Annotated in this window: 10 protein-coding genes; 2 read left to right on the top strand and 8 right to left on the bottom strand. The window is 44.2% G+C overall.

The genetic code is table 11. The features are described from left to right. Positions 1–44: 44 nt before the first annotated feature. From exaC to B5D26_RS06500, 5 genes are all read right to left on the bottom strand, one after another. Positions 45–1,565 (bottom strand): acetaldehyde dehydrogenase ExaC, encoded by a 1,521-nt coding sequence (exaC, locus tag B5D26_RS06480; RefSeq protein WP_078744924.1) that lies wholly within the window; start codon positions 1,563–1,565, stop codon positions 45–47. Positions 1,566–1,862: 297 nt separating this feature from the next. Next, complete coding sequence (locus tag B5D26_RS06485) at positions 1,863–3,797, bottom strand: hypothetical protein (RefSeq protein ID WP_078744925.1); 1,935 nt, start codon at positions 3,795–3,797, stop codon at positions 1,863–1,865. A 111-nt stretch (positions 3,798–3,908) separates the two neighbouring features. Next, positions 3,909–5,009, bottom strand: a complete 1,101-nt coding sequence (locus tag B5D26_RS06490; RefSeq protein WP_078744926.1) for a substrate-binding domain-containing protein — start codon at positions 5,007–5,009, stop codon at positions 3,909–3,911. Then, the gene (locus B5D26_RS06495; RefSeq protein WP_078744927.1) at positions 5,009–5,632 is read right to left on the bottom strand and encodes a response regulator transcription factor; all 624 of its coding nucleotides are present in this window, start codon (positions 5,630–5,632) and stop codon (positions 5,009–5,011) included. Before B5D26_RS06495 ends, B5D26_RS06490 begins: the two co-directional genes overlap by 1 nt. A gap of 64 nt (positions 5,633–5,696) precedes the next feature. Continuing rightward, positions 5,697–7,604, bottom strand: coding sequence for a sensor histidine kinase (locus B5D26_RS06500; RefSeq protein WP_078744928.1), 1,908 nt, complete (start codon positions 7,602–7,604; stop codon positions 5,697–5,699). 178 nt (positions 7,605–7,782) lie between these two features. Here B5D26_RS06500 and B5D26_RS06505 point away from each other — a divergent pair, with 178 nt between their 5' ends. Beyond that, positions 7,783–8,400, top strand: coding sequence for a GGDEF domain-containing protein (locus tag B5D26_RS06505; RefSeq protein WP_078744929.1), 618 nt, complete (start codon positions 7,783–7,785; stop codon positions 8,398–8,400). Positions 8,401–8,482: 82 nt separating this feature from the next. On the opposite strand, the gene B5D26_RS06510 is transcribed toward B5D26_RS06505, so the two are convergent. After that, positions 8,483–9,649: a glycerate kinase family protein gene (locus B5D26_RS06510; RefSeq protein WP_078744930.1), complete on the bottom strand. Its 1,167-nt coding sequence runs from the start codon at positions 9,647–9,649 to the stop codon at positions 8,483–8,485. Between the two features lie 146 nt (positions 9,650–9,795). On the opposite strand from B5D26_RS06510, the gene B5D26_RS06515 reads away from it, so the two are divergent. Next, on the top strand, positions 9,796–10,179 hold the full coding sequence (locus B5D26_RS06515; protein WP_234985207.1) for a hypothetical protein: 384 nt from the start codon (positions 9,796–9,798) through the stop codon (positions 10,177–10,179). A gap of 98 nt (positions 10,180–10,277) precedes the next feature. Here the strand turns inward: B5D26_RS06515 and B5D26_RS06520 are convergent, their stop codons facing one another. Together B5D26_RS06520 and B5D26_RS06525 are read right to left on the bottom strand one after the other, a co-directional pair. Next, positions 10,278–10,766 carry a DUF934 domain-containing protein gene (locus B5D26_RS06520; RefSeq protein WP_078744931.1) on the bottom strand — a complete coding sequence of 163 codons (489 nt, stop codon included), beginning with the start codon at positions 10,764–10,766 and terminating at the stop codon, positions 10,278–10,280. Next, positions 10,759–12,408 (bottom strand): nitrite/sulfite reductase, encoded by a 1,650-nt coding sequence (locus B5D26_RS06525; protein ID WP_078744932.1) that lies wholly within the window; start codon positions 12,406–12,408, stop codon positions 10,759–10,761. Before B5D26_RS06525 ends, B5D26_RS06520 begins: the two co-directional genes overlap by 8 nt. Positions 12,409–12,496: the final 88 nt, after the last annotated feature.

Raw genomic sequence — 12,496 nt, forward strand, 5'->3', positions numbered from 1 at the left:
AAACCACCGGAGGCTGTGCAGACCTCCGGTGACAGCGTCTAGACTTAGAAGAAGCCTAGAGGGTTGATGTCGTAGCTGACCAGCATGTTTTTAGTTTGCTGATAGTGATCCAACATCATTTTGTGAGTCTCACGACCTACACCAGACTTCTTGTAACCACCGAATGCCGCGTGTGCTGGATAGTGGTGGTAGCAGTTAGTCCAAACACGACCTGCTTCGATACCACGACCCATGCGGTATGCAAGGTTCATGTCGCGAGTCCAAACACCAGCGCCTAGACCAAACTCTGTATCGTTTGCAATAGCCAGAGCTTCTGCTTCATCTTTGAATGTTGTTACAGACACAACTGGGCCGAAGATTTCCTCTTGGAAAACGCGCATTTTGTTGTGGCCTTTCAGCAGAGTTGGCTGGATGTAGTAGCCATTGCCCAGTTCTGGAGACAGTTGCTCTTTATCACCACCGATCAGCACTTCTGCACCTTCATCACGGCCAATTTGCAGGTAGCCCATGATCTTATCAAACTGCTCCTGAGAAGCTTGTGCACCTACCATCACTTCGCTATCTAGTGGGTTACCGCGTTTGATCTGAGCTGCACGCTCAATCACTTTACCGATGAACGCATCGTAGATATCTTCTTGAATCAGTAAGCGAGATGGGCAAGTACACACTTCACCTTGGTTGAAGAATGCTAGAACAGCACCTTCTACACACTTACTGATGAATGCGTCTTCTTGATCCATAACGTCTTTGAAGTAGATGTTAGGAGACTTGCCGCCCAGCTCAACAGTAGATGGGATGATATTTTCAGCTGCACATTTCAGAATGTGTGAACCGACAGGAGTTGAGCCTGTGAATGCGATTTTTGCGATACGCTTGCTGGTCGCTAATGCTTGGCCTGCTTCTGCACCAAAGCCGTTAACAATGTTCAGTACACCAGGTGGCAATAGATCTTCAATTGTTTCCATCAGTACCAGAATAGAAGCTGGAGTCTGCTCAGCTGGCTTCATGACGATGCAGTTACCTGCTGCCAATGCTGGTGCAATTTTCCATGCTGCCATCAGCAGAGGGAAGTTCCAAGGGATGATCTGGCCTACAACGCCCAGTGGCTCGTGGAAGTGATAAGCAACAGTATTACTGTCAATCTCACCAATAGAGCCTTCTTGTGCGCGAATGCAGCCGGCATAGTAACGGAAATGGTCAACTGATAGAGGTACGTCTGCTGCCAGTGTTTCACGAACGGCTTTGCCGTTATCGTAAGTTTCGGCCACTGCCAGTTTTTCTAAATTTGCTTCTAAACGATCAGCAATTTTAAGCAGCAGGTTTGAACGCTCAGTCACAGAGGTTTTGCCCCAAGCGTCTTTTGCTGCGTGAGCAGCGTCCAGCGCCAGTTCAATATCTTCTGCGGTTGAACGTGGGATCTCACAGATCACTTGGCCGTTCACAGGTGATGTGTTTGTGAAGTATTGACCTTTTACAGGTTCAACCCACTTACCACCAATGAAGTTGCCATAACGCGCTTTAAAGTTAACAACTGCGCCTTCTGTACCTGGTTGTGCATAGATCATTGTAATAGCCTCTATTTGTTGTTTTCATGTGAGAGTCCTCTGGCAAGGGAGTTCTCTCAGGGCATCGCTATGAATTGTGCTTGCATCGCTCTCTTTAACCTTAAGTTGGGCTAGAGGTGCTGCAAACGCTGTGTATTCATATTGGTGGATAGAGGCGGTTCTCAACATGGCACTTTGGAGTGCAAAAAATAGTACCTTGGTACTAGATGGCAAGCCAATAAAGGTATTAATTACCTAGTAGAGATCAGGCCGCAGACAGCGGCTCATTTGAGGATTAAGGTGATAAAACTGGGTTAGTTAACCAATCAGTCGTCGGGCTTCGATCAATGCCTTATACCAGTCGCGCTTTGGTGCAACGACCACAGGTGGTCTTAAGCTCAGATAGCTGATCTGTTTGTCTTTGGGCTTGGCATATTGATTGATTTTGTTTAAACGAGACTCTCGGGCTTGATAGTTGTCACGTAAAAAAGCGATGGCTTCCTCACTCAATTCCAATTGATAGTGTCTGACCAGTGCAATTGCCAAACGTTCTGCGGCACCAGAAAAGTCATGCGCCTTTTCTGCGGCCATAGCCGCGCCCATAGCGGCTTTGGTGGCGGCGCTCATGCCAGGCTCTATGTCATTCATATAGATAGCATTTGTGCTGTAGATCGCTCGCTGAATCTCAGGGCGACTCAGATGAATGTGCGGCTCCAAAATAAGCGCAATTTCAATGGCGAGCTGTTTGGCTTGCTCTGGAGAAATGTGGTCATCATGGATTGTTTTTGTTGCTGCACGTCCTCTTTGAGCTTTATTGCGAGCTTTATTTTGAGCATCTGGCGTAAGGCCATGTGTATTCAGAAATACTGCGAGTTGCTGGCAAACGTCAGACTTTTGCTCTGCATCTAAGGCAATCTCTTTTTCTAATACTTTTAAGCCTCTCAAACCTTTACCAATCTGTAACTTATCATCTGATACCGCAAAGGTTGAAATAAACTTCTCCCAGCGTTCAGATGCTTTGATTAAAACAGCATGAATACGACCAATACGCTCATAGGCTTTACGAATTTCTTTCCAAAGCGCTAAAGACTCAGACAAAACATCAGCTTGTTCTTTTACCCAGCGCATATCAGCACTTTTGGGTTGTTTTTTCGCTTTCAGGCAATACGTCATTAAAGTTTCAGCTTTTTGATCTAAGAAGCTTTCCGCTTGTTCTACCAATAAGTCTGCGGAGTGATTGATTTGTAGTAAAAAGGTCTCTTGCTCAGGGTTTTGCTTAAGGTTCTGATTATTAACAAAACTGGCCAAGGCGCGAATACGGCTTAAGCCTGTTGCTTGGGCAATGCGATATTCACTGCGGGCTTTTTCCATGTTGTCTAAAGCGGCTGCTAGCTCCCAGCGGCCTCGGTAAGCAAACACTAACATTGGTATTCTGCGACCGCATAAAAGCTCAAAGGCTAAAACAATCATCTCTTCAACGTCTTCATCCGTCATTAGTAGATCATTTTCTTCTTCAATGGCTGCAAAAATCCGCTCAATAAAATTTTCTTGGCGTGGCATACCTGCCTTCTGATCAGGACTATCACCTTGCAGGCGTGAACGTAGCAAAGGAATGGCGTCTGGCTCTAGGCTTTCCAGTTCTGTCAGCACATGGCGAATCAATGCCAAATAGTTCTCAGTTAAGTCATCAATTCGACGATCCATACCCACCTGTCGATAGATCTCAATTTGAGCTAGTAATCGAGCAAATGCCTTATTGCCTGTTAAATCAAATACCGCTTGCTTGAGGGACTCTGGATCGAGGTCTGCCTTTTGCAGCAACACCTTAGCCACATGGCGTTGACGTTGTAGAGGGCTTAAATGATGGGTGTATAAATCGAGCACTTGCCAGCGTAACTCTGGAAGTTGCTCTAATACCATTGAAACTTGTTTTTGCTGAGCCTCAACTTTTGGCTCTTTTGTCAGCTTGTATGTTAACTGTGCTACGATACCCGCAACCCCAGTTATCACCGTATAAACGAAGAAGAAGATCAAATTTTCTTGCGTTGGAGCCTTATTGTAGCCCAGAAGATAACTGATCTGTGCTGCAAAAAGAGTCACTGGGCCTGCTGTCCAAGCTAAAGAGATTAAAGATAGACTCCAAGGCACAGTGCTAACCGCCTCACTGATTTGACGGATGTGCTGATTACCTTCCCTCTGGATTGTAACTTTTTGGGTTTGATAGCCTTCTTTTTTCCAGCTTGGGAAACGCATTTTTGATTCACTGTCCTAGTGTTAGAGATAGAAAATCTAGTCTAAGGTCTAGGGTTAAGACTCGCAATCAATTCAGTAAAAACAACTAGCAACAAAGTAGATGTCTGGTTTTTAGGGGGCTAAAAAAGGATAGTCTTGGTGCGATAAGCCATATTTTTTAGAGTATATCTTAAAGTTTATATCGCTAAAGTGTCCCTCTCTAATCTGTGAATCAAATATCAAACCGCTGGTCTCATGAGCCCCAATCAGCGGTAAACGCATTGATCTTGGCTCTGGATTAAAGCCATTTAGATGGTCAAACATATAAATTACAGCCCAGGCAGCAGACATATAATGGCCGCCATAGCTGTTCAATATTTGGCCTTTCTGAAGACGTTTTTCAATAAGCGGCAAACGATCAAATCCAACGACAAATGTATCCAGCCCGGGCTCTTCACCTAGCTCAACTAGTGTATCAATGGCACTGATTGCTATTTCATCACTTGCCGCCCAAAACAACTGAGCATTAGGGTAGCGCTGTTTAGCAGCCAGCACTGCATTTCTTGTATCTTTTCGCCTCCAATGGGTGGTAAAAACCTGCTCTACCACTACTTGTTTACCATAGTCATTGACTGCATCGTAAAAGCCTAGCAGTCTCTCACGATTGACATAAGCGCTTGGCGCGCCCTCAAGGGCAACGATGCGAAGGGGGGTAGGAAGCACTTTCAGTCCAGTTTCTATCAGCTCTTTTGTTAAACGTTTACTGGCCTCTTGGTTGTAGCTTAGTAGTTGCCCTTGCCAATAATTAAACTGTTTACCAGGCTCGCCCACCCGTTGTTCTGGAGCAAAACCATTATCAAATACAAAGCTTTTTATCTTGTATTGCTCTAGCCGTTTGAGAATATCATCGCCAGTATTTTTGAAGTTAGAAAAAATTACGGCATCAGGTACTCTATTACTGGCTAATAATGTCGATAAAACTCGCATAGGTCTTAACGGGTTGTTCTTCAAGTTGATGACTTGTAACTCAACACCTAGATCTTTCGCGGCCGCTAGTGCAGCATTTTGACTTAACAGCCAGAACTGCGAGTCATTATTATTGACCATCAGTACAAAGCTAAGCTTATGCGCGTCTTTATGCTGCTCTGTACTTTTGTTGATGGCATAGGCACCCTTACTGAATAAGAGGGAAGTACTCAACAACAGCCATAACAAAGCTGTCACTTTTAGCATTAAACTTGATCCTTACTAATGTGTATACGCACCAACTCAGGCAAAGAGGTTGCCCCTGTTTTTTTCATCAAGTTGCTCCGATGATACTCAACCGTTTTAACTGTAATACTAAGAGCTTGGGCAATATCTTTATTAGACCTGCCTTGCACGAGTAGATCTAAGATTTGCTTTTCACGCCGGGTGAGAGTGCCTAACACTTGGGTTGTTTCTTGTTCTTCTAATTTCTGTTTTTTACTGGAATGAAAGTGTTTTAAAGCCGCCTCAACCTTGAAAACCAGCTGGCTGTGATCAATAGGCTTCTCTAAAAAATCAAATGCCCCTAGTTGAATAGCTCTAACAGCCATAGGCACCGTTGCATGACCTGTAATAAATATAACGGGTGCGATGACATTGACAGCTTCAAGCTGTTGGTACAGTTCAATCCCACTCATACCTTCCATGCGAACATCAAGCAAAATACAGCTTGGTTCCACACTAGGTGCTACCATACTTGCTAGAAACGCTTCCCCTGAAGCGTGAGTGTCAACACTATAACCATAAGACTCTAATAGCATTTTTAAAGAGGCGGCAACAGAAACCGTATCATCAATAATTTGAATGCGTTGAGGTAATGCAGTGCTCATCGGTCAGATCCTTTTGAAGGAGTTCACTCTATAATTACGAAATCAAACATTGTGTTCTTAATCGTTAAATATTGTTTAATAAACTGCGCTCTGCTGTACTAATTAAAGATTGGCTAATGACAGCTTCAGCTGTATGCATTGGTAAGCGTACTGTGAAGTAGGCACCCCCTTCGGCATGATTTTCAGCATGAATACTGCCTTGATGAATTTCTGTAATACTGCGACAAATTGCGAGACCCATACCTAAGCCATTTTTCTTTGTGGTGTAGTGTGTGGTAAAAACACGTTTTATATCATAAATGCCTGGGCCGTTATCAAGTACGCCAACCTCATACAGCTCTCGAACTTTTTTCAGTGATAAGGTAATACGACCTTTCTGCTTACTTTCGATCAAAACCTCAATAGCATTACTGATTAGATTGATAAAAACCTGTTTTAACTGGATATCATTGCCAATAATCCAGGCTTGGTTAAGTTGTGTATGAAACTGTATTTTGATTTGGCACTTTTCTGCACGTAAGCTGCAAAGATCAATAGTGTTTCTAATTAACTCTGTAAGGTTAAGCACTTCCTGTGGATAGTCGTTACGGCCAAGCTGTGACCTAGCCTGCTGAACAATGCCTGATGCTACATCGGCTTGTTTAACTAGTTGCTGCAAGCTGTAAATGATTTTCTCTCGATCAATAGGGTCTTTCTGGCTGAAATTAATTGCTGATAACGCATAGTTCTGAATAGACGCAAGGGGCTGATTAACTTCATGGGCAATAGTTGTTGCCATCTCTGCAATCGCCATTTGATTCTGGCGAAAGTTCATGAGTTCGTTGGCTTCTTTCTCTAATTTTTCTGCTCGAACACTGTCCGTAACATCACGTAGGGTGACATAAAACAAGCTGTGTTTTTCAAACAAAACCATATTGAAATGTAAGTCGATCTGTATTGAGCGCTGTCCCGAAATAGGTGCCACTTGCTCTTGGCCAAGGCGGTACTGACCATTTTCTTTAGGGGTAGTCCCAAATAGCATCTCAAAATCTTGATTGATTAGATTGTCTAGAGGCTGATCTAATACTTTTACAGCGGCAAGGTTGGCATCAATAATACGATAGTGCTCAACCTCGTCCAGCCTAAATGGTTCAACTATTAAAAGCGCATCAACATTCCGATGAAATAGAGCTCGATAACGCTTTTGACTACTTTGTAACATTGTTGTTAGCAAGCGAGCAGACTCTCGACTTTCTGCGACTTGTTGATTGCGCTCAACTAGCTTGTTATGCACTTCTTGTTGACGTTCGTGATAGTGATGATTGTTTGCCTGCAATAAATTATAAGCTTCATTCAAAGACTTAATTTCTAAAGCATCACTCTCATGACCTGTCATGTCATGATACTCTCCTGGCTTAACCTGTTTTAAACCATCCATTAACCTCTGCAATGGCAGCTGTATTTTGTTTCGTAGAAATAAAAACATTGCAAGAAGGGGTAAGGTTATTTTGAAAATTCCAACTAAAACAATGAGATACCATTCTGATTTGTCGGTAGAGAACAGTGGCGGCATACGATAATGAACCGCAATGTTACCCATCAATAACCGTTGTCCGTTAGAGGTTTCGTAACTTACAGGTCTGTTCACAACCAAAAGGGAGGAGGGGAAGTTAAAGCCTGATGCATCATTTCTAGTGCGTAAATAAACTCTGGAAAACTGATCAGAGATCATCAAATGCAGCACCTGACGATCCTTAAAGAGGCTGTCTCCAAGCAAAGAAATGCCATCAACATCTGCGTCATACAGAGCTTTAGCTAAAGCAGGCAGCATCTGTTCTGTTTGTTTGGCTAGAAAATGCTCCGTTTGAGCTTTCAAAGAGCCATGAATAAGCCATAACTGTACAGCGGAAGCCGTCAGTATTAATAGCAACAAAGGCAAAATAACTTGCCTAATTAAGTATGCCGAAAGTCCGAGAGGTCTTTTTACAGACATAAAATTTACCTAGAACAGATTCAGTTCAAAGTATACCTAGCCTGAATAAATATTACCCTAGGGAAAACCCTGAAAAATCAGGTAATAAGCCTAGTATTCAACTAAATATAAAGCATGCAAAATGGCATCCCTAAGACAACGATAGCCAAAAACAATAAAAAACACAGGGACTCTACTGATGTTGGCGCAAATAAATGAGCAAGGTCAACACAAACTCAGCTCGCCTAAGACTGAAGAAACAACTGCCGTTGTGCTTGAAATAACAATGGATCAACAGCTTAAGAACATCGACTCGCTAACTGGCTTACAGTGTCGGTCTAATTTCGAAATGCAAAAGTTATCTGCAACCTTCAATCAGCAGGTGCAGGCCGCTATCTTGATTGATTTTGATCATTTTTCTCAAGTGAATGAGACCTATGGTCGTGTAACGGGTGATTTTGTATTGTCGCTACAAGCTGAGCGTCTACAGCATGACTATGCTCACCTTGGAATGATCTATCGCTATGAAGGGGATCGTTTCTTGTTGATTGTAACAAGTGACTCCGATACAACGGAGCAGCTGATTTTACTCGGTGAAAATATTCAGCAAACAATGAATAAGCCTGTGAAACTCAGCCAGACTGAGGTTATCACCACATGTTGTATTGGTTTGGCAGTGAAAGATAAAAAAATGTCACTAGGTCTACTGATAACCGAAGTGATGATTGCCACCGAAGAAGCCAAAAGCAAAGCCAAGAATAGTATTCAGTTGCATAGAGGCTTTCAGGCCAGCAAGCTGATAAACGAAATACATTAGTCAACTTACGATTTACTGAAGCGAATACAGCATAGTGCTGTTGCTCTTTGGGGGAGCATGAAGCTCCCCCTTTTTTTATGCCCTAGTTATCCATATTATTTCTTGAGTTACTTATTTGAATCACCGCAGCAATATTACGTGCAGTGCCAATCATATTGGCTTGAGCTTGCTCCAGTGCATCTTCTAGTGAGCAAACACCTTGAGTAATGCTAAAGACCGCATCTATACCTTCGGTATAGACAGATTCATAACCTGAACCTAAACCTCCCGCCAAAGCAATAACCTTTGCCCCATGCTTTTTGGCTGCTCTAGCAACACCAACAGGAGTCTTGCCAAAGCAACTTTGCGCATCTATTCGCCCCTCACCCGTAATAACCCAGTCAACATTTTTGCAATGTTCATCAAATTTGCTGTAACGCAAAATCAGTTCAACACCCCTGTGCATACGCGTATTTAGAAAACCCAAAAATGCAGCACCTAGCCCTCCTGCGGCACCCGCTCCTTCCGCGTCCGCAATATTAATACCCGTTTGGCTGAATACTTTTTTAGAAAAATGCTCAAGCCCAGCTTCAAGTTGTTGCTGCATTTCATGATCTGCACCTTTTTGAGCGCTATATACCATGGTTGCGCCCCTTTGACCCAGTAGAGGGTTGTCAACATCACATGCAACATCAAACTGGCATTCTGACAAGCGGGGATCTAGACCTGACAGATCAATGTACTCCAGTCTTGATAGCACACCTCCACCCAGTGCTAAAGGTTGATGATTGCGATCATAAAAACAAGCGCCTAAAGCCTGTAAAAAGCCAACGCCTGCATCATTAGTTGCACTGCCACCTAAACAGATTACAAATTGACGCACACCTTGGTCTAAAGCTTTTAGTACTAGCTCACCCACGCCATAGGTTGTAGTAATCCAAGGATTGCGCTGTTCAGCTGATAATAATTCCAGACCTGCGGCGGCTGCCATTTCAATGACAGCAACTTTAGCCTCACCTTCAGTTTGCCCTAATAAACCATAAAAGCTTTGGCAGGTTAGTCCTAGTGGTCCTGAGACCTCGCATCGCACTAGCTCACCCTGAGTGGCTGCGACTAGCGCTGCGCAGCTGCCCTCTCCGCCATCTGCCATCGGCAATAATTGGTATTTAGCATTGGGTAAACATTTGTGCAAACCTACCTGAATTGCCTCTGCAACCTCTAAAGCAGAAAGGCTATCTTTGAACGAGTCTGGGGCAATCAATATATTCATATCAAGCACTCATGGAACTGATAAAAACCGTACTAAAACACAAGGTTATCACTTATGCTCACAGACTGTTACTTGAGCTAGAGCAATGAACTGGTTACCCTGTTGATGATCAAAATCGAATATTCTATAGTGATGGCCTTCATCTTATGCTTCAAAAAGAACCGCTCAGCACCGCAGTGACAGGAGGTCAGACAGTGCAACAATACATCCATCTACTATTCCGAATGCTCGGTATGATTAGCTTTTGTTTGCTATGCATCGCACTACTTAATCCAGTTTACGCTGCAAAGAAAGAGCAAAAGGAATGCGAAGACTATAAAGCGAAAATAGCAGCAGACAAACTAGCAAAAGCTTTTTTAGGCAAGAAAAGTGAAGTGTTCCAACAAGCGATTGTGCTGAAGCGGCATCATCCTAGCTTACAAAAAGAGGTGGCCAGCTATATCAAGGCTGATAATCAGTACTACACAATGTTTTCCATTGTAAATAGTAGCTGTACCGCTTTTTTTATCAAACGGGCAGGCCCTAGATAGCCCAGCCTCTACACTGGCTTGGCACTTGGTGATCAACCGGAAACACAAAGGCTGCTTCCTTAGAAGCGGCCTTTGTTTTTTCACTGTGCTGTCTAAACTTACGCCCAGCGTTGGGCAAACAGCGGTTGAGGCTGATCAAGCGCCGCTTGATAGCTGACAGAGAAAGGCTTCATTGCTGCCAATGCTTCCTCAATAGAGCGATCTGCACGTACCGCAAAGCTGTTAAAACCGCAGCGATGCATAAAGAACAACTGATCCTGCAAAACATCACCAATTGCGCGCAACTCTGCTTTAAAGTTAAAGCGCTCACGCAGTTGACGTGCCAAAGTGTAACCGCGCCCATCAGAGAACACTGGGAAGTCTACGGCAATAACGGGTAAGGCATCTAAAGCTTTGGCTTGCTCATCCAATACGGTGTCATTGGGTAGCCAAACACCAATCGCTTCAAATGCACTGATGTCCACTTCACCGCTTAACCATAGAGGGTAAGGCAGTAACACTTTTCCGCCTGCTGGTAGCTCACCGTCAAGACTAACCAGCTGCCAATTATCGTCTACAATTTGGCCATTTAGAATGATATTAGGCATATACGCGCTCCTTAAACTTCTCTTGGCCGATGCGGTGGTAAGTGTCAACAAACAACTCACCGTCTAGACGATTTTCAACGTAAACTTTAATCACTTTTTCAATCGCATCAGGGATCAACTCTTGTTTCAGTGATGGGCCTAAAATCTTACCGACGTTGGCTTCATCACGACCCGCGCGTCCACCCAATGACAGTTGATAGAACTCTTCACCTTTACGATCAACGCCCAACAGGCCGATATTGCCGATGTGGTGATGGCCACAAGCGTTCATGCAACCAGAGAAGTTCAGTTCAATCTCACCTAGATCATAGAGGTAATCCAGATCATCAAAGCGCTCTTGAATCGCGGCAGCCACTGGAATTGACTTCGCATTAGCCAGACCACAGAAATCACCACCTGGGCAGCAGATCATATCGGTCAGCTTGCCAATGTTAGGGGTGGCCAAACCGTTGGCTTCTAGCGCTTGCCACAGGGCATACAGTTCTGATTTTTTCACATCTGCCAGAATCACGTTCTGATGGTGGCTAATGCGCAACTCACCAAAACTGTACTGGTCGGCTAGGTCTGCAATCAGATCCATTTGTGCATCGGTTACATCACCCGGTGGTACGCCAGTCTTTTTCAATGACAGCGTTACGGCAACATAACCTGCTTGTTTGTGCGCAGTGGTGTTGTTGGTCACAAAGCGCGAGAATGCTTTGTTATCGGCACGCTGCTGTGCAAAGTCTCCCTCTGAAGGATTAGCTTCGTAAGCGGGATCAAGGAAGAAGCTAGCCGCTTTATTGATCACTTTATCCGTTAAAGTAGAGGGGCTGTCGACCAAATATTGCCACTCAGCCGCAACACGCTCAGCAAAAGCTTCAACACCAAGCGCTTTTACCAAAATCTTGATACGGGCTTTATACTTGTTATCTCGGCGGCCAAACTGGTTGTAAACACGCAAAATGGCTTCTAAATAAGTCAGCAGATGCTGTGGGGCTAAATTCTGTTTAACCAGCTCGCCAATCAGTGGCGTGCGGCCTAAGCCACCACCTACGTAAACATCAAAGCCGATTTCGCCCTGTTCGTTTTTAACCAACTGCAAGCCTACGTCGTGGAAACGAATCGCTGCACGATCCTCTGTTGTGCCACTGATCGCAATCTTGAATTTACGGGGTAAAAATGCAAACTCAGGGTGGAAAGTTGACCACTGACGCACAATCTCACACCAAGGGCGTGGGTCGGTCACTTCATCACCGGCGATACCTGCAAACTGATCCGTGGTGGTATTACGAATACAGTTACCACTGGTCTGAATTGCATGCATTTGAACCGTTGCCAGCTCTGCAAGAATATCGGGCGTGTCCTTCAATTCCGGCCAGTTAAACTGTACGTTTTGGCGGGTTGTGAAGTGAGCATAGTTTTTGTCGTAGGTACGTGCGATGTGCGCCAGCTTACGCATCTGAATCGAGTTCAACATGCCGTAAGGAATCGCCACACGTAACATCGGTGCGTGCTTCTGAATGTAGATGCCATTTTGCAAACGCAGCGGCAGATATTCTGTATCGGCTAATTTGCCGTCCAGATAACGCTGCGTTTGATCACGGAACTGAATCACACGCTCATCAACTAACTTCTGATCGAAATCGTCGTACTTGTACATTTTTTTTCCTACGACTAGGTAACTAAAGCTCTGTTGTTATGACTCTATCTATATTGAGTTAAAGAGGGCCATAACCATGTTATAGGCA

This window comes from Oceanospirillum multiglobuliferum (assembly GCF_900167095.1).
Taxonomy (GTDB): Bacteria; Pseudomonadota; Gammaproteobacteria; order Pseudomonadales; family Halomonadaceae; genus Oceanospirillum; species Oceanospirillum multiglobuliferum.